General features: G+C 69.8%; 20 protein-coding genes and 1 pseudogene. 11 read left to right on the top strand and 10 right to left on the bottom strand.

Annotated features, from left to right (window positions below):
* Window positions 1-17 precede the first annotated feature (17 nt).
* Genes A3CU_RS49070 through A3CU_RS50415 form a run of 3 tightly spaced genes read right to left on the bottom strand, consistent with a single transcriptional unit; the run spans window position 18 to window position 2,705 of the window.
* Window positions 18-1,040, bottom strand: coding sequence for an ADP-ribosylglycohydrolase family protein (locus A3CU_RS49070; RefSeq protein ID WP_052373006.1), 1,023 nt, complete (start codon window positions 1,038-1,040; stop codon window positions 18-20).
* A gap of 13 nt (window positions 1,041-1,053) precedes the next feature.
* On the bottom strand, window positions 1,054-1,980 hold the full coding sequence (locus A3CU_RS0139845) for a carbohydrate kinase family protein (RefSeq protein ID WP_245617555.1): 927 nt from the start codon (window positions 1,978-1,980) through the stop codon (window positions 1,054-1,056).
* Window positions 1,981-1,985: 5 nt separating this feature from the next.
* Window positions 1,986-2,705 carry a GntR family transcriptional regulator gene (locus A3CU_RS50415; RefSeq protein WP_027946933.1) on the bottom strand — a complete coding sequence of 240 codons (720 nt, stop codon included), beginning with the start codon at window positions 2,703-2,705 and terminating at the stop codon, window positions 1,986-1,988.
* Between the two features lie 93 nt (window positions 2,706-2,798).
* Here A3CU_RS50415 and A3CU_RS53240 point away from each other — a divergent pair, with 93 nt between their 5' ends.
* Window positions 2,799-2,972, top strand: a complete 174-nt coding sequence (locus A3CU_RS53240) for a hypothetical protein (protein WP_156960793.1) — start codon at window positions 2,799-2,801, stop codon at window positions 2,970-2,972.
* A 602-nt stretch (window positions 2,973-3,574) separates the two neighbouring features.
* On the opposite strand, the gene A3CU_RS0139825 is transcribed toward A3CU_RS53240, so the two are convergent.
* Entirely contained in the window at window positions 3,575-4,924 is a 1,350-nt protein-coding gene (locus tag A3CU_RS0139825; protein ID WP_043844187.1) for an MFS transporter, read from the bottom strand.
* Window positions 4,925-5,039: 115 nt separating this feature from the next.
* On the opposite strand from A3CU_RS0139825, the gene A3CU_RS0139820 reads away from it, so the two are divergent.
* The 8 genes from A3CU_RS0139820 (at window position 5,040) to A3CU_RS0139785 (ending at window position 12,502) form a co-directional block, all read left to right on the top strand.
* Window positions 5,040-5,492 carry a MarR family winged helix-turn-helix transcriptional regulator gene (locus tag A3CU_RS0139820; RefSeq protein ID WP_027946931.1) on the top strand — a complete coding sequence of 151 codons (453 nt, stop codon included), beginning with the start codon at window positions 5,040-5,042 and terminating at the stop codon, window positions 5,490-5,492.
* Window positions 5,493-5,555: 63 nt separating this feature from the next.
* Entirely contained in the window at window positions 5,556-6,482 is a 927-nt protein-coding gene (locus A3CU_RS0139815) for a hydroxymethylglutaryl-CoA lyase (RefSeq protein WP_027946930.1), read from the top strand.
* Window positions 6,475-7,206 (top strand): enoyl-CoA hydratase/isomerase family protein, encoded by a 732-nt coding sequence (locus A3CU_RS0139810; protein ID WP_027946929.1) that lies wholly within the window; start codon window positions 6,475-6,477, stop codon window positions 7,204-7,206. Before A3CU_RS0139815 ends, A3CU_RS0139810 begins: the two co-directional genes overlap by 8 nt.
* Window positions 7,203-8,390: a CaiB/BaiF CoA transferase family protein gene (locus A3CU_RS0139805; RefSeq protein WP_027946928.1), complete on the top strand. Its 1,188-nt coding sequence runs from the start codon at window positions 7,203-7,205 to the stop codon at window positions 8,388-8,390. The genes A3CU_RS0139810 and A3CU_RS0139805 overlap by 4 nt, the downstream gene beginning before the upstream one ends.
* A gap of 1 nt (window position 8,391) precedes the next feature.
* Complete coding sequence (locus A3CU_RS0139800; protein WP_043844185.1) at window positions 8,392-9,138, top strand: enoyl-CoA hydratase/isomerase family protein; 747 nt, start codon at window positions 8,392-8,394, stop codon at window positions 9,136-9,138.
* A gap of 5 nt (window positions 9,139-9,143) precedes the next feature.
* Window positions 9,144-10,745 (top strand): AMP-binding protein, encoded by a 1,602-nt coding sequence (locus tag A3CU_RS0139795; RefSeq protein WP_027946926.1) that lies wholly within the window; start codon window positions 9,144-9,146, stop codon window positions 10,743-10,745.
* Window positions 10,742-11,701, top strand: a complete 960-nt coding sequence (locus tag A3CU_RS0139790) for an NAD(P)H-dependent flavin oxidoreductase (protein WP_027946925.1) — start codon at window positions 10,742-10,744, stop codon at window positions 11,699-11,701. Before A3CU_RS0139795 ends, A3CU_RS0139790 begins: the two co-directional genes overlap by 4 nt.
* Before the next feature lie 36 nt (window positions 11,702-11,737).
* Window positions 11,738-12,502, top strand: a complete 765-nt coding sequence (locus tag A3CU_RS0139785; protein ID WP_027946924.1) for a citryl-CoA lyase — start codon at window positions 11,738-11,740, stop codon at window positions 12,500-12,502.
* 173 nt (window positions 12,503-12,675) lie between these two features.
* Here A3CU_RS0139785 and A3CU_RS0139780 read toward each other — a convergent pair whose 3' ends face one another.
* From A3CU_RS0139780 to A3CU_RS0139755, 6 genes and pseudogenes are all read right to left on the bottom strand, one after another.
* Entirely contained in the window at window positions 12,676-13,350 is a 675-nt protein-coding gene (locus tag A3CU_RS0139780; RefSeq protein ID WP_027946923.1) for a GntR family transcriptional regulator, read from the bottom strand.
* Between the two features lie 32 nt (window positions 13,351-13,382).
* Window positions 13,383-14,225, bottom strand: a pseudogene (locus tag A3CU_RS49060) (amidohydrolase family protein).
* 128 nt (window positions 14,226-14,353) lie between these two features.
* Window positions 14,354-15,289, bottom strand: coding sequence for an aldo/keto reductase (locus A3CU_RS0139770; RefSeq protein ID WP_027946922.1), 936 nt, complete (start codon window positions 15,287-15,289; stop codon window positions 14,354-14,356).
* Window positions 15,286-16,050: an SDR family NAD(P)-dependent oxidoreductase gene (locus A3CU_RS0139765; protein ID WP_043844183.1), complete on the bottom strand. Its 765-nt coding sequence runs from the start codon at window positions 16,048-16,050 to the stop codon at window positions 15,286-15,288. Before A3CU_RS0139765 ends, A3CU_RS0139770 begins: the two co-directional genes overlap by 4 nt.
* An 8-nt stretch (window positions 16,051-16,058) precedes the next feature.
* Window positions 16,059-16,382 carry an L-rhamnose mutarotase gene (locus A3CU_RS0139760; RefSeq protein WP_027946920.1) on the bottom strand — a complete coding sequence of 108 codons (324 nt, stop codon included), beginning with the start codon at window positions 16,380-16,382 and terminating at the stop codon, window positions 16,059-16,061.
* Between the two features lie 2 nt (window positions 16,383-16,384).
* Window positions 16,385-17,239 carry a fumarylacetoacetate hydrolase family protein gene (locus tag A3CU_RS0139755; RefSeq protein ID WP_027946919.1) on the bottom strand — a complete coding sequence of 285 codons (855 nt, stop codon included), beginning with the start codon at window positions 17,237-17,239 and terminating at the stop codon, window positions 16,385-16,387.
* A gap of 156 nt (window positions 17,240-17,395) precedes the next feature.
* On the opposite strand from A3CU_RS0139755, the gene A3CU_RS0139750 reads away from it, so the two are divergent.
* Window positions 17,396-18,778: a sugar porter family MFS transporter gene (locus A3CU_RS0139750; protein ID WP_027946918.1), complete on the top strand. Its 1,383-nt coding sequence runs from the start codon at window positions 17,396-17,398 to the stop codon at window positions 18,776-18,778.
* Window positions 18,769-19,476: a (Fe-S)-binding protein gene (locus A3CU_RS0139745; RefSeq protein ID WP_027946917.1), complete on the top strand. Its 708-nt coding sequence runs from the start codon at window positions 18,769-18,771 to the stop codon at window positions 19,474-19,476. Before A3CU_RS0139750 ends, A3CU_RS0139745 begins: the two co-directional genes overlap by 10 nt.
* Window positions 19,477-19,488 lie beyond the last annotated feature (12 nt).

Here is a 19,488-nt window from a genome sequence, read left to right as displayed (position 1 = left end):
GGTCGGAGCGGGGATTATTAGTGCTGGGTCGCGGCCAACAGCTCGTCCGTGAGCCCGGCCAGGTCTAGGTCGTTCGCGCGCTCCACCTCGGCGACGGCGGCCTCGTCGATCGCTTCAATCCCCCGGTAAGCGCCCGCGATCGCGGCCGCCATGCAGCCGATGGTGTCGCTGTCCCCTCCTGCGTTCGCCGCCAGCCGCGCGACCCGAACCGGATCCCCGCCCGCGGCGACGAAGAACCCGAGCGCGGCAGGCACTGCCTCCGCGGCGGGCAGGCCGACCCCGATCTCCCCGGCGATCAGGTCGATCGCGTGCTCGTCGTCGCGGGCCGTGATCGCCAGCGCGACCGCGCGGTCGATCCGCCGTTCGACCGACGCGCCAGGCACGTCGCGGCCCTCGGTCCGGCCGAGTTCGGCACCAGCCCGGGCACCGTCGGTCGCCGCGCGGACGATGTCGATGATCTCTGCCCCGGGCGTGCAGGCCCGGGCCACCGCGGCGGCGATGGCTGCGGCACCAGCGACACCGGGCGGCGTGTTGTGGCTGGGCACGCAGGTGGTGAACGCGGTCCGGACCGCCGCTTCCGGGTCGCCGTGGTGGAACAGCCCGACCGGCCCGACCCGCATCGCGGCGCCGTTGCTGGCACCCTGGGTCATGATCGTCCCGGTGCGGCCGACCTCGCGGGGGTCCTCTCCGCGCTCCAGGCGGGCAATGGCCTCGCGAGTGGTCGGCCCGGCGAAATGCGGGAAGTAGTTCTCGTTCTTGGACCACTCGATCAGCAGCTGCGCCATGTCGTCCGGGCTCAGCGCGGCACCGGTCCGGGCGAGCAGCCGGGCGAGCATGATCATCTGGCTGGAGTCGTCGGTGATCTGCGCGGCGGCGCGGCCCTTCGCGTAGGGAGCGCCCGGCAGTGGGGCGTGGAATTCGGTGACGTAGCCGCCGAACGCCGTCCGGATCTGGTCCCGGCTCAGTTCCTCGGTCGGCGCGCCGAGCGCGTCGGCCAGGCAGGCCGCGGCGAGGCTGCCGTGGATCTTGGAACGCAGCACAGAATTCAACTCGTTACCTCTCAGTCGTGATCGTGATCAACTCGTCCGGCCATTCGCCGCGCTGCGAGCCGGACAGATACGTGCGGCCGCCGACGGCGGTGACGCACCGGGTCGCCTGAGCCACCGCTCGGCGAAGGCTTTCGTGCACCTCGGCCCCGGCCAGCAGCGCGCCCAGAAACGCCCCGGCCAGTGCGTCGCCGGCGCCTGTCGTGTCGACGGCAGTCACCTCGCCGCGCAATCGCGCGCGGTGCACGACACCGTCACGGTCCAAAGTGGACGCGCCATGCGCACCTTCGCTGATGACAACGAGTGCCGCGCCGAGCTGGATCAACCGACGGGCGGCGCCGCGGGGTTCGGCAGCGAGCTTGGTCGCCGAAGCGGCGTTGAGGAAGACGATGTCGCTGAGCCCGAGCAGTCGGGCGAACTCCGGCTGATCCGGCTCGAACGCGTCCGGTTCGAGATCGACGGCGACTCGCGCCCCGCGCGCACGGCCAAGTTCCGCGACGGCCGCAGCCCACTCAAGATCGTCCGCCAGCGGCGCGACGATATCCGCACCCGCCATGACCGACGCGTCGATCTCCTCGATCGCCGGAACCTTGATCCCGGTGTCCGCGCCGGTCAGCGCCTTCTCGCCACTCGCGTCGAGCTGGACGAAGCACATCCAGGTCGGATGCCGAAGGTCTCGCAGGGAATGCTCGATCGACACCCCGAGCCGGCGTAGCTCGGCCAGCGCGGCATCGGTGTACGGCCCGGCTCCGGTCTTCGTGATCAAGTCCACCGCGATCCCATGCTGCGCGGCCGCCGCGGCGAGGTTGGCGCTCATCCCGCCGCCGTACACGCCGGACAGCGAGCCGATGGCCTTGTTGTCGTTGCCCGCGATGTGCGGGACCTGGACGAAGTAGTCGATGCTCGCGTCCCCCACGACGACAAGCCGCGGCACGGCGCTCAACGCTCGCTCCGGAGATCGATGTCGAGGTGGTAACGGTCGCCGCGCAGGATGTAGCGGGTGAACTCCACCGGACGCTGATCAACGCCGAAGGACGTGCGTTCGCGCAGCATCGCCGCCGTGCCCGGCTCGACCTGGAGCCGCTCGGCCTCCGCCGCGGACAGGTTCACCGCGCTGACCCGTTCCCGGGCGTGCGTGGGCTGCGCGTCCCTGCCGGAGAGGAAGGCGTACAGCGAATCCCCGGTGAACTCGGCGAAGTCGATCCCGGGCTGCGGCACCAGATAGTGGTCGAGGAAGACGAACGGATCGTCGCCGATCCAGTAGCGCCGCTCGATGTGGCTCACCGTGTCGCCGGCTTCGAGGTCGAGCGCTCGGACAACCGCGGCGTCGGCGGCTTCCTCGACGTTACTGAGCAACTCGGGTCGAATCGCGAAGCCGCGCTGCCGAAGCTCGCGCCCCAGACCGAGCATCAAGCTCATCGCCCGGATCTCGTTCGACGCGACAATGCTGCCCCGACCGTGGAACCGCTCCACGAGGCCGAGCCGCTGCAGCTCCTGGAAGGCGCGCCGCACCGACGTCTGGGACACCCCGTACTGCGCCCGCAGCTGACTCTCCGACGGCAGCCAGTCCCCCGGCTTCAGCTTGCCGCTCAGGATGTCGCGCTGGATCTCGCTTTGGATCGTGCGATAGAGCGGCGCACGGCTTGGTCGGGCGGTCATGCAACTTAGTGTACTAAGTGTGTCAACCAGCCTCGCCTCGGGGCTGTCGGTTTCCCAGCTCGAACGATCACCGACCCGGACAGGAGGGGAGAGGTGTTGAGGGAACTGGCGCAGAACCACGACAGCCCCTGGGCGAGCTCACTGGCCGACGCGCTGAGGCTGAGCCGGTGGCACGAGGTGGCCCCACAACTGATCGAGACCGCACCTGAGGTGCTGACCGTGATTACCGACGAACTCGCGATCATCTCCAGAGCCGACGCCGTGTAACCCGAGGCTCAGGGGGTGCCGGACCCCCCGTGGGCGGAAACGACAACCACCGGAACACGAACAGCGCGATGTCGCCAACGTGCTCTTCCCCACCCCGCCCACACCGTGCACCGCAACCGCACGACCCGGCGACCCCAACCAACGCAGTCTCCAACCGCGCCGAGATCCCGCCCAACTGGTACAGACTCGCCTCACCGGAGACGATGCCGGTCTAGCTCTGGTCTAGCTCACCAAACCGGAACGCCGCCGCCGGAACCAGCCAACGCCCGCCCCGCGGTGGTGCCGGTGATTCAGTTGCCAGACAACCGTCAACACAACCCACCCGCACAGCCTGTCACAACGCACAACTGCGGATACCGCCGGTCGCTCTTGTCGGCCATGTTCGGACGGATTGTTTTGTTCACCCATCCTTTCACCGCGACTCGAAGTAGTGGGCGCTGGCCTTGTCGGCGGTCCGGGGCGAGCCTGGATGATCCGCCGGCACGCCGGGGTCCGCGACATCGCGGCGCTGGAACGGATGCTCGAGAAGCTGACCGCGTTGGCCGGAATCGTCAAGGACGAGGAAAGCCTGGCGTAGCACGGCTCCATTGTGGACTGTCTGCTCATGCCTCGGCGGTGTGGCGCTCCCGCAAGGCCTTCGCAGGGATACCGAGCAACAGGATCACCCCGCCGAGCACCACCACGCCGGCGCTGATCTGTAGGCCCAGGTCGAGCGAACCGGTCGTCGTCTTGATCCAGCCCAGCAGCGCGGGGCTCGTGGCGGCCGCGAAAGAACCCATCGTGGTCACCATCGCGATCCCGCTCGCCGCGTCGGGGCCCGACAGGTAGATCGACGGGATCGAGTAGAACACCGTCAGCCCGGAGTAGTGGGCCGCGGTCATCAAGGCCAGCAACACGATCACGACATACGGGTTGCCGGTCGCGAAGGACAGCGCCACCAGGCAGGCCGCCGCGAAGAACTCCGCACCGGCCGCGTGCCAGCGCCGTTCCAGCGTCTTGTCGGAGTGCCGGCCCACCAGGATCATCACGCCCATGCCGAGGATCGGCGGGATCGCCGCGAGCAGGCCGATGCTGAGCACGTTCCCGACGCCGGAGCTGTTGATGATCAGCGGGGTCCAGAACGACACGGCGTTGGCGAGCGTGTAGCACCCGCACGAGACGAGGCCCAGCACGTAGACGCGCGGATCTTTCAGCGCCCGGAGCATGCTGCCGTGTTTGGCGTCGCCGCCCTTGCGTGCCTGGTCTGCGGCAAGGTCCTCTTCGATGGCGCGTTTTTCGTTGTCACTGAGCCATTTCGCCTCGGACGGCTTGTCCTGGAAAAGGAAGTACACGAGCACGCCCAGCAGGATCGGCGGGATGCCTTCGAGCACGAACAGCCACTGCCAGTCGTGCAGGCCGAGCGCGCCGCCGAGGGTGTGCATGATCCAGCCGGAGATCGGCGGCCCGAGGATGCCCGAGAGCGGCACGCCGAGGAAGAACAGCGCGGTCATGCGTGTGCGGCGGGCGGAGGGGAACCACTGCGCGAGGTAGAACAGCGCGCCGGGGAAGAACCCGGCCTCGGCGACGCCGAGCAGGAACCGCGCGCCGTAGAACAGCGTCGGCGTCGTCGCCAGGGAGGTCAGCAGCGTGACGATGCCCCACGTGATCATGATGCGCACCAGCGTCTTCCGGGCGCCGATCCGCGCGAGCAGCATGTTGCTCGGCACCTCGAAGATGATGAACCCGACGAAGAACAGCCCGACGGCCAGGCCGTAGACGCCCTCGCTGAACCCGAGGTCGGCTTTGAGGCGCACCTGCGCGATACCGATGTTGGTGCGGTCGATGAAGCTCACCACGTAGCAGACGAGCAGCAGCGGCATGGTTCGCCAGGCGACCTTGCGGTACAGCCCGTCGCGGGACGCTGGGGCTGCTGTCCTCGGGGAGGTCGCGGGCTCGCCGCGCGAAGTCGACATCACTGTCTCACTCCTGGGTCGGTGGGGTGTCCGCCCGAGTTTCCGCCCAGGTGTTGTCAAAGTCAACACACGAATCGCGACGGCGGCGCGTCCGCCGTGACCTAGGATTCGTCAGATGAGCTCTCTGCTGCCGATCTCCCGGCTGCTGTCCTATCGCCTGCACCGGGTGGCCAACGCGATCTCCCACAGCGCGGCCGCTCGCTATCGGCGCGACTTCGACGTCAGCCTCGGCGAGTGGCGCACCCTTGCCCTGCTGGGGGAGGAGTCCCCACTGACGTTGAACAGGCTCGCCGCGCGCGCGGGGCTCGACAAGGCGCAGATGAGCCGCGTGGTGGCGCGACTGGACGAACGCGGGCTGCTCGTGCGCGAGGCCGGTGCCGGGCGCTCCACGCCGTTGTCGCTGAGCCGTAAGGGACATTCGGTCTACCGGGGGCTCATCAAGGCTGCCAACGAACGCAATGAGGCCTTCCTCGTGTGCCTCACCGACGAGGAGCGGCGGGTGCTCGATTCCGCGCTGGAGAAGCTCGGCAAGCTCGCGAAGGCCTTGGAAAGTCAGGAGAATCTCTAGGTGTTGACATAATCAACACTGCTCGGGTACTCCTGAAGGGAACCCCGACCAGGAGGTATCCCGATGGCAGACCGCGTGACGATCTGCGAGTGCTTCGCCCGTGACGGGCTGCAGCACGAAGAGCAGTTCGTGCCGACGGCCACCAAGCTGGAGCTGCTGGCCGCCTTCACCGCGGCGGGTTTCCGCCGTATCGAAGCGACCAGCTACAGCCACCCCCGCCACGTCCCCGCGTTCGCCGATGCGAGCGAGCTCCTTGCCGCGCTCCCGGAGGCAGATGGTGTCGCGTACAAGGCGACGTGCCCCAACCCGCGTGCCGTGCAGCGCGCGCTGGCCGACCTGGACGCCGGCCGCGGGGCCGAGGAGCTGAGCTTCCTGGTCTCGGCCACCGAGGGCCACACCGAACGCAACCTCCGCACCACCCGTGCCGCGCAGTGGGGCAACGTCGCCGAGATGGCGCGCCTCGCCGGCGGCCGGTTCACGCTGGTGGGCGTCGTGTCCGTCGCGTTCGGCTGTCCGTTCGAGGGCGCTGTCGACCCGGGCTCGGTGGTCGCCGACATCGTGCGCTTCGCCGAGTTGGGCGCTGGGCTGATCACGCTGGGCGACACCATCGGCGCCGCCACCCCGCGCACCGTCGCCGACCTCTACCGCCGCGTCGAGCAGGCCGGTGTCACCGTGCCGGTTGTGGCCCACATGCACAACACCCGCGGCACGGCGATCGCCAACTGCGTCGCCGCACTCGACGCCGGGTGCCGCCACTTCGACACCGCGTTCGGCGGCGTCGGCGGGCACCCCGCCCGCATCTCCTACGGGCAGGGGCTCACCGGGAACGCCTGCACTGAGGACCTGGTCAGCCTGTTCGAGGCCATGGGCGTCGAGACCGGGCTGGACCCCGAACGCGTTGCGGACGCCTCCCGCCTGTGCGAGCACGCGCTGGGCCGTGAGCTCCACAGCATGGTCGCCAAGGGACGGAAGGAGGCGCTGCATGCCTGACGTGCTGCTCACCGAGGACGACGGCAAGGTGCGCATCCTGCGCCTGAACCGTCCCGAGAAGCTCAACGCGCTTAACACCGAGCTGACCCGAGCAGTGCACGACGCCCTGCTCGAGGCCGACCGCGACCCGAAGGTGCGAGCGCTCGTGCTCGCCGGCAACGGCCGCGGCTTCTGCGCCGGCGCCGACTTGTCCGAGTTCAGCCATCTCATCCCGGACAACCCGGCCGCCGTGCTGGAGCGCGCCGACCTGACCAGCAGGACGCAGTCGCTGCTGCGGGAGCTGTCCACGCCGGTCGTCTCCGTGGTCCAGGGGCACGCCATCGGTGGCGGCGCGGGGTTGGCGATCGGCGCGGACATGACCGTCGTCGCGACGGACGTGAGGTTCGGCTACCCCGAGATGCGCCACTCGATCGTGCCCGCCGTCGTGATGACCGGTCTGCAGCGGCAGCTCGGCCCGAAGCTCGCCTTCGAGCTGATCAGCCTCGGCCGAATGCTCACCGCGCAGGAGATGCTCGACCTCGGGCTGGCCAACCGCGTCGCCGAGCCGGAGCAGGCGCTCGAGGAGGGACTGGAGATCGCGCGTCGCTGGGCCGAGGCCAGCCCGCTCGCGATGGCGGCCACCAAGAGCCTCTTCCACCGCGTCGCTGACCTCCCGTACGCCGAGGCGATGCGCGCCGGCCGGGACGTGAACGTGATCATGCGCGGGTTCCGGGAGCGCCGATGAAACCCTTGTCCGGTATCACGATCCTCGACTTCTCCCGCGTGCTGGCCGCACCGCTGGCGACCCAGACGCTCGCTGAGCTGGGCGCCACCGTGATCAAGGTGGAGCGCCCCGGCCGCGGCGACGAGTCGCGCGGCTGGGAGCCGCGGCTGCCGGCGGGGGAGAGCGCCTACTTCTTCGCCTTCAACCGCGGCAAGCGGTCGCTTACACTCGACCTGAAGTCCGAGCGCGGCCAGCGGATCGCGCGCGATCTCGCCGCGAAGGCGGACGTCGTCGTGGAGAACTTCCTTCCCGGCACCCTCGACAAGCTCGGCCTCGGTTACGAGGCCCTGTCCGCGCTCAACCCCGGCCTCGTCTACGTGTCGAACACCGGCTTCGGGCAGCACGGCCCGTACCGCGACCGCAAGGGCTACGACACGATCTTCCAGGCCCTGTCCGGGATCATGCACCTGACCGGGCACCCGGACACCCCTCCCGCGAAGGCCGGCATCCCGGTGTCCGATCTCGCCGCCGGGCAGTGGACGGCGATCGCGGTGCTCGCCGGACTGCTCGGACGGGCCCAGGCCGGGCACGGGTCGCACGTGGACGTCGCGATGATGGACGTCCAGATCAGTCTGCTCGCGCTCGCCGCCGCGCGGGTCTTCGTCTACGACGAGGACCCCGTCCGCCAGGGCACGCAGCACCCCGGCCGAGTGCCCTCGGCCGCGTTCCAGTGCCGCGACGGCCGCTGGCTGCACCTGAGCGCGAGCGACCAGCACTGGGCCCCGCTGTGCGAGGTCCTTGGGCTCGACGAGCTCGCCGCCGACCCGGAGCTGGTGGCCAACAAGGGACGGCTCGCCCAGCGCGAACGCGTGCTCGGCGCCTTGCGGGCGGCGTTCGCGCAGCGTCCCCGCGACGAGCTGGCGGACGCCCTGCGCGAGCGCGACATCCCCATCGGCGAGGTCAACTCCGTCCGCGAGGCGCTGGAGGACCCGAACACCGTCGCGCGCGGCATGGTCGGGCACTTCGACCACCCCGCCGAAGGCCGGTTCCCCGCGCTGCGCACCCCGCTGCGGTTCGCCGGGTTCGACGACCCTGAGCCCGAGGTGCCGCCAGGGCTGGGCGCGGACTCGGCGGGTGTGCTCGCAGAGTTCCTGGGCATGTCCGAAGTGGACATCGATGCGCTGCGGCGCGAGGAGGTGATCTGACGTGGACCCCGTGCTGCTGAGGAAAGCGGGCGGCGTCGCCGAGGTGACGCTCAACCGGCCGGAGGCGCGCAACGCCCTGAACCTGCCGATGTGCGAGGCCCTGCTCGAGACCTTCGCCGCGCTGGACGACGACGAGGTGCGGCTCGTGCTGGTCCGCGCGGCCGGGCCGGTGTTCTGCGCGGGCGCGGACCTCAAGGAGCGCAAGGGAAAGGACGCGGCGTGGGTGCGCCGCCGCAGGCTCACCTCCTTCGCCGCCTACGAGGCCATCGAACGCTGCTCCAAGCCCGTCGTCGCAGTGCTCGACGGCCCGGTCGTCGGCTCGGGCGGGGAGATCGCGATGAGCTGTGACTTCGTCCTCGCCTCTCCCGCGACGACCTTCCGTTTCCCCGAACCGCACTGGGGCACGATCGGCGCCACGCAACGCCTGCAGCGCGTGATCGGTAAGCGCCGCGCGAAGGAACTGCTGTTCACCGGACGATCCCTCGGCGCGCACGAGGCGTGGCAGTTCGGACTCGTCACCCGGCTCGCCGCGGAGGGTGAACTGGACAAGCTCGTGCGGGAGACCGTCGACGCGATCGCCGACGCGCCGCCGCGGGCGCTGAGCCTGACGAAGCAGGCCGTCGATCTCGGCGAGGAGACAACCCTGTCCAACGGCATCCGCATCGAGATGTCCGCGATCGAGCGGAACCTCGCGGCCGGTGACTGGCGGCGCGGCGTGGACGAATTCGCAAACAAGGTCGGGAAGTGAGCGTCATGGACCTGACCGGGATCTGTCCACTCACGACAGACGCGGCGCTCGCGCGGGCCGCCGTGGTGGTGCCAGACGTGGAAGCCGTCGTCAACGCCACCGAGCGCATCACCTACGCCGAGCTGGCCGACGAGGTCACCCGTCTGCGCGCGGCATTGCACGCCACAGGCGTCCGGCGCGGGAACCACGTCGGGCTGTGCCTCGGCAACGGACCGCAGTGGGTCGCGCTGTTCCTCGCGATCACGTCGCTCGGGGCGGTGACCGTCCCCGTCAATACCCGGTTCAAGGCGTCTGAGCTGGAGTACGCGCTGCGCCAGTCCGACGTGTCGCTGCTGTTCGTTGCCGAGAAGGTGCTCAGCTCCGAGTTCGTCGCCATGCTGCGCAAGATCTGCCCCGCCGTGGAAACCGGGCTGCCGGATGAGAACCTGCCGAAGCTGGCGCAGGTCGTCGTGCTCGGCGACGACGTGCCCGCGGGCGCGCGAAGCTGGGACGAGTTCACGGCAAGCGGGACCGAGGCCGTCGCGCCGTGCGCGGAGCCCGATGACGTCGCGTTGATCCAGTACACCTCCGGTACGACGTCGTTCCCGAAGGGCGTGCTGCTGACGCACCGGAACATGTGTGCGGACGCGTTCTTCTCCGGTACCCGACTGGGGTTGCGCGCGGGGGACCGGTTCTACAGTGGACGGCCGTTCTTCCACGTCGCGGGCTCGACGCTCTCCGTTCTCGCTTGCCTGCAACAACTTTCGACCCTTGTCACGGCGGAGCGGTTCGTCCCCGAGACCGCTCTGCAGCTGCTCGCCGACGAGCGCTGCACCCACTTCGCCGGCAACGACACCATCGCGCTAATGCTGCTCAACCACCCCGATCGCGACTCCTACCGCCTGCACCTGCGCGGCGCATGGCTCGCCGCGTCGCCGACCGTCGTGCGGCGCGTGATCGACGAGCTCGGCGCACGCGAGGCCGTCGTCGGCTACGGGCTCTCCGAGGCTTCGCCGAACGTCGCGCAGTCGGCGTGGTGGGAGGACGAGGACCGGCGCGTGAGCGGCTCCATGCCGCCCGAGCCCGGCGTTTCCGTGCGCCTGCGCGACCTCGTGACCGGCGAGGACTGTCCGCCCGGGAAACCGGGGGAGATCCTCGTACTTGGCTGGAATGTAATGCGCGGCTACTACGCGATGCCGGAGCAGACCGCGGCGGCGCTCGACGAGGATGGCTGGCTGTCCACCGGCGACCTGGGAGTGCTCGACGCGAACGGGCGGCTGTCGTTCACCGGCCGCGCGAAGGAGCTGATCCGCGTCGGCGGCGAGAACGTCGCACCCACCGAGGTCGAGGCGGTGCTCCACCAGCATCCGGCCGTGCGGCAGGCCGCGGTGGTCGGCGTGCCCGACGACCGGCTCATCGAGGTGCCGTTCGCGTTCGTCGTGCTCAACACAGCGACCGACCCGGACGAGCTGCTGGCCTGGTGCCGGGAGGAGATGGCCGCCTTCAAGGTTCCACGCTACCTGCGCGTGGTCGAAGGCTTCGAGGGGATTGGGATGACGGCGAGCTCCAAGATCCGGAAACGGCAGCTCGCCGAGCACGCCGTGCGGATGCTGGCGGCAGGCCGATGAGGATCCCCACGCCAGTCACGCGACTGCTGGGCATCGACCTGCCGATCGTTCAGGCCGGCATGTCCTGGGCCTCGTCGGCGCCGGAACTCCCGCTCGCGGTGTCCGAGGCAGGGGGACTGGGTGTGCTCGCGGCGGGCCCGATGCGCCACGACGACCTACGCGCCGCGCTGAAGGCGTTGCGGGACGGCACGGACAAGCCGTTCGCGGTGAACCTCCCGCTACACCGCAAGGGCGTCGAAGAGACGATGGACCTGTTGCTGGAGCACAGGATCCCGGTGCTGATCGCGTCGCAGGGCGGGCCGAAGCGCTACCTCGACCGGTTCCAGGCGGCCGGCACGCTCTGCCTGCACGTGGTCGCGAGTCCGGTGCATGCCGCGAAAGCCGCCGAAGCCGGGATCGACGGGCTGGTCGTCGTCGGTGCCGAGGCCGGCGGGCACCCGCCGCCCGACCTGGTGTCGACGCTGGTGATCCTCCGTGCGGTGGCCCGGGCGGTGCCCGACGTGCCGCTGATCGCGTCGGGCGGCTTCGCCGACGGCGCGGGACTCGCGGCTGCGCTGTCGCTCGGCGCGGGCGCGGCGCAGTTCGGCACGCGCTTCCTGCTCAGCGAGGAGGCGAACGTCCATCCGGCCTACCAGCAGGCAGTGCTCGCGGCCTCGGCCGGCGATGCGCAACCGGTCGGGCGCGGCCTCGGCGTGATCCGCGTGCTGCCCAACGCCTTCACGCGTGAGATGGGAAAGCTCGAAGAGGATGGCGCCGAGCTGGAGGTCCGCCGAGCCCGCTTCGCCGAGTCGACACTCAAGATGGCCGCCTTCGACGGCGACGTCGCAAACGGCAAGATCGAAGCGGGCCAAAGCGCGGGCCTCGTCGACGACGTCCGCTCGGCCGCGGAGATCGTGCGCACCCTGGCCGAGGAATACCTCGCCGTGGCGCGCGGACTGCCCGTCGTCGGCGACTGAGAAAACCGTCACGCCTGAGCAAACGGGAGGAAACGCATGTCGTTCGAGTCGCCGGACTTCCGGTCCGACATCAGCTGGAGCACCCCCTCGGCCATCACCGTGTTCGGCCACGACCTCGTCGACGACCTCGTCGGCAAGGTCAACCTCGGCGACATGGGGTTCCTGGAGCTGACGGGCCGCCTGCCGACCCCCGGTGAGTCCACTGTGTTCAACGCGCTCACGGTGAGCCTGGTCGAGCACGGGCTCACCCCCAGCGCCATCGTCACGCGGATGACCCGCTACGGCGCGCCGGAATCGCTGCAGAGCGCGGTCGCGGCCGGGCTGCTCGGGCTCGGGAGCACGTTCGTCGGGTCCGTCGAGGGCGCCGCGCGCTACGTGCAGGAGGCGACCCTCGATGGCGATCTCACGAAGGAAGCCGCGGGCATCGTGGAGAAGTTCGTGTCCGCCAAGGCGATCGTCCCCGGCATCGGCCACCCGATCCACAAGCCGCTCGACCCGCGCGCGGAACGCCTCTTCGGCCTGCTCGACGAAGCCGGCCTCAGGGGGCCGCAGGTCACGCTGATCCGCGAGGTCGCGCGCCAGGCCGGCGACGCCCTGGGCAAGGTGCTGCCGGTGAACGTCACCGGCGCGATCGGCGCCATCGCGTCGCGCCTCGGGATCGACTGGCGCGTGGCCCGCGGGATCGGCGTGATGGCGCGCGCCGTCGGTCTCGTCGGGCACGTGCTGGAGGAGATCCGCACGCCCACCGCGCCCGCGATCTGGCGCGAGGTCGACGAAGCCGCGACGCGGCACCACGGGTGATGCGACCGGGCCGGCCGTCGTGGGGGTGGCGGCCTCCTCAACGTCCAATGTGCACAGCTTCTGGAGATGCAAGACGGTGAGGACTCGTTCGGCGCGATGTCGACGCACGGCGACAGCACTGCCAACGCGATGCCGTGCGGGTCGGGCCTCCTGGAACCCGGCCAATTACCCGATCAGGCGGAATTCCGCGCGCGTTGCCGTGCCAGGGACAGCTGCAGGTGCTCCGTCATCGCGGCGGCGGCGCGGTCCGGGTTGCGGCGCAGCAGAGCGCGCAGGATGCGCTCGTGCTCGGCGAGGGTGAGCTGGCCGGCGCCCTCGATGCCGCCAAGGCGAAAGATGTGCAGGTGTGAGTGCAGCCGCTGGACCGCGTCGGCCAGGAGATGGCGGCGGCTTGCTTCGGCGATCGTGTCGTGGAAGAGCTGGTCCAAGGCCGCGAACTCGCCGTATCCGGCATAGCGTTCGCCCGAGTACGGGACCGCGCGCATCTTTTCCAGCAGTTGCTCGATCCGGTCGAGATGCTGGTCTTCGCAGTTCTCGGCGGCGAAGGCGGCCGCCCTGGGCTCCAGGAGCAGGCGCATCTCGAAAAGCTCCTCGAGCCCCTCCGGTGTCAGTAGCGCGGTGGCCCGGTAACCCGCCAGTGAGCGCTTCGTGACCAGGCCGTCGGCCGTCAGCCGCGCCAGGGCTTCCCGGACCGGCGTCGGCGAGACCTCGAGCGTGCGCGCGACGGCATCGATCCCGACCCGCTCGCCCGGCTTGATCTCGTGGTCCATGATCATCGCCTTGACCGCCTCGTAGACGGTGTCGGCCAGGGCTTGGCGCTGCGGCAGTTCACGTTTCTCCGCGAGCATTTTCCTCCTCAGGCCACCGCTTTTCCGACATCCTATAGGTTCAGCCGGTACAGCCGCCCGGCGTTGCCGCCGAACACGGCGTCGCGCTCCGTCATACTCAGGCCCGCCATAAGTTCCTCGGCCGCCCGCACCACCTGACCGTAGTCCGCCGCCAGGGTGCACACCGGCCAGTCCGAGCCGAACAGCACGCGGTCCGGCCCGAAGACCTCGAGCGCGTGATCGGCGTAGGGCCGCAGGTCATCGACAGTCCACAGTGCCCAGTCGGCCTCGGTCACCAGCCCTGACAGCTTGTAGTCGACGTTCGGCAGCGCCGCCAGCCGGGCCAGATCACTCGCCCACGGTTCGAAAACCCCGGTGGCCACCAGGGGCTTGGCCAGATTTTCGAGCACGAACGGGGAACCGGGCAGCGCCGCGACCGTCTCCACCGCCGCGGGAAGCTGCTCCGGCGTGACGAGCAGTTCCTAGACCAGACCGGCATCGGCCACTGCGCGCAGCCCACGCCGCACGTCGTCCCGGCAGAGCCAGCGTGGATCGGGCTCGTCCTGCGTCTGGTGCCGGATGCCGCGAAGCTGTTGTCCCCCAAGCATTTCCCGCAATGCGGCCACGCGGCCCGCGACGTCGGCGCGAGTCAGATCGGTCCAGCCGGCCACCGCCGCCACCGGCCCGGTTGCGAGCGCCAGCAACTCGGCGGTCTCCTGCTCACTGGAAACCGTCTGGACCAGCACGGTCGCCGTCACTCCGTGCGCGGCCGCCTGCGGAACCAGTTCGGACAGCCCGAAATTCCGCCGCAGCGGCGTCAGCGCGGCGCCAGTCATCCACGGCTGGTCCCGCACGCTCAGATCCCACACGTGATAGTGCGCGTCGACGCGGCTCATGCCTTCTTCCCCGTGGGTTTGCGCGCGACCGCGATCGTGTCGCCAGGGCGCTGAGTCACGTCCTTGACCGGGGCGCCCCGCCGCCCCGGTAGCGGGCCTTGATTTGCCGCGCCTTGACGCAGGGCTACTCATGACGGCAGCAACCCCTCGGCGGACAGCTCCGCCCACAGCTCCGGCGGCATGGTGGCCGTCGCCGCCGCAGTGTTTTGCCGCACCTCGGCCGGATTCCGCATGCCCACAAGCACAGTCCGGACAGCGGGGTGACTGCGCGCGAACGCTATCGCCGCGGCGGCGGGGGAGACGTTGCAGCGGGCACACACCTCCGCGATCCGCCGCGCCCGCCGGTAGAGCTCGTCCGGCGCGGGCGCGTAGTCGTAGGTCGCGCCGGGCAGTGGGGCGGCGAGCAGGCCGCTGTTGAAGACCCCGGCGCAGACCACGTCGACCTCGCGTTTCTCGCACAGCGGCAGCAGTTCCTCACCAGCCTGCGCGTCGAGCAGCGTGTACCGCCCGGCGATGAGCAGGCAGTCGATATCAGTCTCGCGCACGAACCGGGCCGGGACCCGGGTCTGGTTCATCCCGACGCCGACCGAGCTGACCACGCCCTCGTCACGCAGACGCGCCAGCGCCGGATACGCCTCGTGCAGCGCCTGTTCCTCGTGATCGTCCGGGTCGTGGATGAACACGATGTCGACCCGGTCGAGCCCGAGCCGCTCCAGGCTCTCCGCCAGCGAGCGCAGCACCCCGTCCCGGCTGAAGTCGAACACCCGGTCGCGGTTGGGCGCTCCGTAGAACCCGGCCACCCCGTCGGGCGGGGGTCCCTCGCGGGGGACCAGCAGGCGGCCGACCTTGGTGGACAGCACGAACTCGTCGCGTGGTTTGCCAGCCAGGAACCGGCCGAGCCGCTCCTCCGACAGGCCGGCCCCGTAGTGCGGGGCTGTGTCGAAGTACCGGATTCCCGCTTCCCACGCTGCTTCGAGCACCTCGCCGGACTGCTCGTCGGTCATCGGCTCGAACAGTCCGCCCAGCGTCGCCGCGCCGAATCCCAGCGGGGCCGCGGGGATCACGAGTTGTCCGGGCGCAACCGCAGGCCCTGCATCCCGCCGTCCACGGCGAGCGAGGTGCCGGTGGTGGCACCCGACCACGGACTCGCCAGGTAGCAGATCGCGGCGGCGACCTCCTGGGCGGAGACCAGCCGGCCGGTGGGCTGGCGGGCTTCCAGGGCCCGCCGCTCGGCCGCCGGATCCGTTGCGGCGTCGAGGAGACGGCCGACCCATGGGGTGTCGACCGTGCCGGGGTTGACGCAGTTGACCCGGATCCCTTCGCGGGTGTGGTCGGCGGCCATGGCCAGCGTCAGTGCCAGCACGGCCCCCTTGCTCGCCGAGTACAGCGCGCGCTGGGGCAGGCCCGCGGTGGCCGCGATGGAGCACATGTTGACGATCGCGACACCGTCCTCGCTCGCCGCGGCTGTCTTGCGCAGCAAGGGAATCGCCGCGGCGCTGACCCGCGCGATCCCGGTGACGTTGACGTCGAAGACCCGCCGCCACTCGGCCTCGTCGAGATCCTCGACAGTGCCTTGCGCGCCGATGCCCGCGTTGTTCACCAACACGTCGAGCCGCCCGTAGCGCTGCTCGATTGCTTCCACCGCGGCCCGGACCGAGGCGTTATCGGTCACGTCGCACACGTATCCGTCCGAACCGGACAGGTCGCGGTCCAGTACCACGACCGAGGCGCCGCGCCGGGCGAGTTCCTGTGCGGTCGCCAGCCCGATCCCCGAAGCGCCGCCGGTGACCGCAGCCACCAGCCCGTCGAACTCGTTCGTTGCCATGTTCGCCCTCATTCCATGAGAAAGACTTGGTCCATCGACGCCCACCACTCGCCGGGGCGGGCCTCGGGGACCGGCTCCTGGCACGGGTCGGTCAGCCGCCACCAGGCCTGGGTCGCTTCGTCGGCCGCGATCGCGGCGAGGTCGGCGTCGAGATCTTCGCCGTGGTACTCGAAGTAGCTGAACAGCTCATTGCCCAGCAGGTGGATCGAGTAGTTGGCGATATTGCTGCGCCGCAGCCGGTCAAGTACGGGTTCCGGCACCGCGCGGTGCAGTTCCACGTACTCGGCCAGCTTCTCCGGCTTGACCCTGATCACCTGTGCCACGCGCCGCATGCTCACTCCTTGTCCCGGACCACCTGCCGCTGGCGGCCCAGCCGTTCGATCTCCAACTCCACCACGTCACCGGCGCGCAGATACGGGAAGCGGCCGGAGAGCGCGACACCCTGCGGTGTCCCGGTGTTGATGATGTCGCCTGGCTCGAGTACGAGGTAGTGGCTCAGGTGCCGCACCAGCTCATGCGCGCCGAAGATCATGTCGGCGGTGCTGGAGTCCTGGCGTGGTTCGCCGTTGACGTGGCTGGTCAGCCGCAGCGACCGCGGGCCGCCGGGCAGGTCCTCGGCGGGGACGAGCCACGGGCCGAGCGGGTTGAACGTCTCGCAGGACTTCCCTTTCGACCACTGGCCGCCCGAATCGTGCAGCTGGTAGCGCCGTTCGGAGACGTCGTGCGAAACGGCGTAACCCGCGACGCACCCGGCGGCTTGCTCGGCGGTCTCCAGGTAGCGAGCCTGCTTCCCGATGACCACGGCGAGTTCGACTTCCCAGTCCAGTTGCTCGGCGCCGGGCGGGAGCAGCACGTCGTCGTAGGGGCCGACGACGGTGTTGGGGTGCTTGAAGAAGATGATCGGCGCTTCGGGCGGTGCGCTGCCGGACTCGGCGGCGTGCGCCGCGTAGTTCTGGCCGATGCACAGCACGGCTTGGGGGCGCGCGACCGGCGGGCCGACGCGGAGTGCTCCGGCCTCGGTGTCCACGGGGAGCCTGCTCAGCGCCCGGCGGATCTCGGCGATTCCGCCGGACGCCAGGAAGTTCCCGTCGATGTCCGGGGTCAACGGTCTCAGGTCGCGCAGGGATCCGTCCTCGTCACGGACCACCGGCCGTTCCTGGCCCGGCTCTCCGACTCGCATGAGCTGCATGCCGGAAATCGTATAGGAAACTTCATCGGCTGACCAAGGCGTGCTGAGCGGTATGGCGAGTTTTCCCACTATTACTGCTTGACAACGAGCGTGGGTTGACGAGTAGCCTCCCGAGGTTCCTATTTTCTATAGGAAGTGCCCACTCCTGGAGGACACATGGCCGGTCCCGCGCGCTTCGTCGGTTCGGACAGTCGGGAAGAGACCGCAGCACCGATACCCCGTTTCGTGAAGGTGGTCGCGGTGCTCGGCGGGATGGCCGGGCTGCTCTACGGGTACGACTCCGGCGCGATCGCCACCGCGCTGCCCTTCGCCACCGAGCAGTTCGGGCTCACCAGCACCGAGCAGGGCCTGGTCACGAGCCTGATCCTGCTCGGCGCGCTACCCTCGATCGTCGCGGGCGCGCTCGCGGCCAAGCGGTTCGACCGTCGCCACCTGCTGATTATCGCCGGCGTGATCTTCGTCGTCGGGTCGCTCGGCTGCGCCTTCTCCACGACGGTGACGCTGTTGCTGATCTCCCGGTTCGTGCTGGGCCTCGCGGTCGGGCTTGCGAACATGTTCGGGCTGATCTACCTCACCGAACTGGCCCCGAAGCGCACCCGCGGGATGATCAGCGCGCTCTACCAACTCAGCGTCAACGTCGGCATTCTCGTCGCTTACGGCGTCGGCGATGCTCTTCGTGGCGCCGGGACGTGGGAATGGATGCTCGGTCTCGGCGCCGTGCCCGCCGTGTTCTTCTTCGCCGGCATGCTGCTCAGCCCGGCCAGCCCGCGCTGGCTGACGCTGCGGGGGCGAGAGGACGAAGCGCGCCAGGTGCTGCTGAGGTTGCGCCCGTCCGCGGCCGAGGCCGACACGGAGGCCGAGGAGATCCGCCGGAGCCTCCGCCAGCAGGGCGCCGGGCTGCGCGAGCTGTACCACCGCTACCGCAAGGCCGTGAACATCGGCCTGATCCTGACCTTCTTCCAGGTGTTCACCGGGATCAACGCGGTCGTCTACTACGCCCCGACCGTGTTCGCCGACGCGACCGGGCACTCCGGCGACACCGGCATCATCGCGAACTACAGCGTCGGCGGCGCGCTCGTGCTGTCCACCGCGCTGTCTCTGCCGTTCATCGACCGGATCGGCCGGGTCAAACTGCTCGCGCTGAGCCTCGGCGGCCAGGTGTTGCCGCTGCTCCTGCTCGCGTTGTTCCCGCACGCGTCCGCGCTCGACATCGTGTGCGTGTTCGTGTTCACCTTCGCGTTCGGCTTCGGCGTCGGACCGGTTTTCTGGCTCTACGTCCCGGAAATCCTGCCGCTGCGGGCCCGCGCGATCGGCATGGGCCTGATCACCTTCGTGCAGTACCTGTTCAACTTCCTGTTCTCGCTGACCTTCCCGGACCTGCTGGGCGCCATCGGTTTCTGGGTGTTCGGGATCTACGCCCTGTTGTCGGTGCTCGGGCTGATCTTCGTGCTGACGAAGGTCCCGGAGACGGCGAACCGGTCACTGGAAGAGATCGAGGCGGGCTGGCGTCGCGAAGGTAAGGAGGCGGCGTGCGCGTAGCACTCTTCGTCACCTGCGTCAACGACGCGCTCTACCCGGGCACTGGCAAGGCGGTGGTCCGGTTGCTGGAACGGCTCGGCGTGACGGTCGATTTCCCGGCAGAGCAGAGCTGTTGCGGCCAGCCGCAGTTCAACACCGGCTACCGGCACGAGGCCGAACCGCTCGCGCGCCGGACCGCGGCCGCCTTCCGGGGATATGACTACGTGGTCGTCCCGTCCGGCTCGTGCGCGGCGATGGTGCGGGACAACTACCCGCGCCTCAACGCAAAAGAACTCGGTCCGCGCACCTACGAGCTGACCGAGTTCCTCGTCGACGTGCTCGGCGTGACCGACGTCGGCGCGTACTACCCGCATACGGTCACCTATCACCCGACCTGCCACGGGCTGCGCATGCTCGGCCTCGGTGACCGTCCGCGCCGGTTGTTGGAGGCCGTCCGCGGGCTGGAGTTGCGCGAGCTGATCGGGGCCGAGGAATGCTGCGGGTTCGGCGGTACGTTCGCGGTCAAGAACGCCGCCGTCTCCGCGGCGATGGGCGCAGACAAGGCCCGGCACATCGAGGAGACCGGCGCGAGCGCGCTGTGCACGGTGGACAATTCCTGCCTGATGCACATCGGCGGCACGCTCAGCCGCCGGGGTGCCCGGATTCGCCCGGTCCACATCGCCGAGATCCTCGCCAGCACGGACGAGGACCCGTTGTGAGCGGCACGTATC

Origin of the sequence: Amycolatopsis taiwanensis DSM 45107 (genome assembly GCF_000519205.1) — a bacterium.
Lineage (GTDB): Bacteria > Actinomycetota > Actinomycetes > Mycobacteriales > Pseudonocardiaceae > Amycolatopsis_E > Amycolatopsis_E taiwanensis.
The sequence above is the reverse complement of the archived record's forward strand: the minus strand, read 5'-3'. Positions and strand labels throughout refer to the sequence as shown.

Excerpts from the sequence above, each read along its gene's own strand:
- A3CU_RS50415 (WP_027946933.1), bottom strand. The coding sequence starts at position 2,705 with ATGACCGCCCGACCAAGCCGTGCGCCGCTCTATCGCACGATCCAAAGC.
- A3CU_RS0139825 (WP_043844187.1), bottom strand. The coding sequence starts at position 4,924 with ATGTCGACTTCGCGCGGCGAGCCCGCGACCTCCCCGAGGACAGCAGCC.
- A3CU_RS0139820 (WP_027946931.1), top strand. The coding sequence starts at position 5,040 with ATGAGCTCTCTGCTGCCGATCTCCCGGCTGCTGTCCTATCGCCTGCAC.
- A3CU_RS0139815 (WP_027946930.1), top strand. The coding sequence starts at position 5,556 with ATGGCAGACCGCGTGACGATCTGCGAGTGCTTCGCCCGTGACGGGCTG.
- A3CU_RS0139810 (WP_027946929.1), top strand. The coding sequence starts at position 6,475 with ATGCCTGACGTGCTGCTCACCGAGGACGACGGCAAGGTGCGCATCCTG.
- A3CU_RS0139805 (WP_027946928.1), top strand. The coding sequence starts at position 7,203 with ATGAAACCCTTGTCCGGTATCACGATCCTCGACTTCTCCCGCGTGCTG.
- A3CU_RS0139795 (WP_027946926.1), top strand. The coding sequence starts at position 9,144 with ATGGACCTGACCGGGATCTGTCCACTCACGACAGACGCGGCGCTCGCG.
- A3CU_RS0139790 (WP_027946925.1), top strand. The coding sequence starts at position 10,742 with ATGAGGATCCCCACGCCAGTCACGCGACTGCTGGGCATCGACCTGCCG.
- A3CU_RS0139785 (WP_027946924.1), top strand. The coding sequence starts at position 11,738 with ATGTCGTTCGAGTCGCCGGACTTCCGGTCCGACATCAGCTGGAGCACC.
- A3CU_RS0139780 (WP_027946923.1), bottom strand. The coding sequence starts at position 13,350 with ATGCTCGCGGAGAAACGTGAACTGCCGCAGCGCCAAGCCCTGGCCGAC.
- A3CU_RS0139765 (WP_043844183.1), bottom strand. The coding sequence starts at position 16,050 with ATGGCAACGAACGAGTTCGACGGGCTGGTGGCTGCGGTCACCGGCGGC.
- A3CU_RS0139760 (WP_027946920.1), bottom strand. The coding sequence starts at position 16,382 with ATGCGGCGCGTGGCACAGGTGATCAGGGTCAAGCCGGAGAAGCTGGCC.
- A3CU_RS0139755 (WP_027946919.1), bottom strand. The coding sequence starts at position 17,239 with ATGCAGCTCATGCGAGTCGGAGAGCCGGGCCAGGAACGGCCGGTGGTC.
- A3CU_RS0139750 (WP_027946918.1), top strand. The coding sequence starts at position 17,396 with ATGGCCGGTCCCGCGCGCTTCGTCGGTTCGGACAGTCGGGAAGAGACC.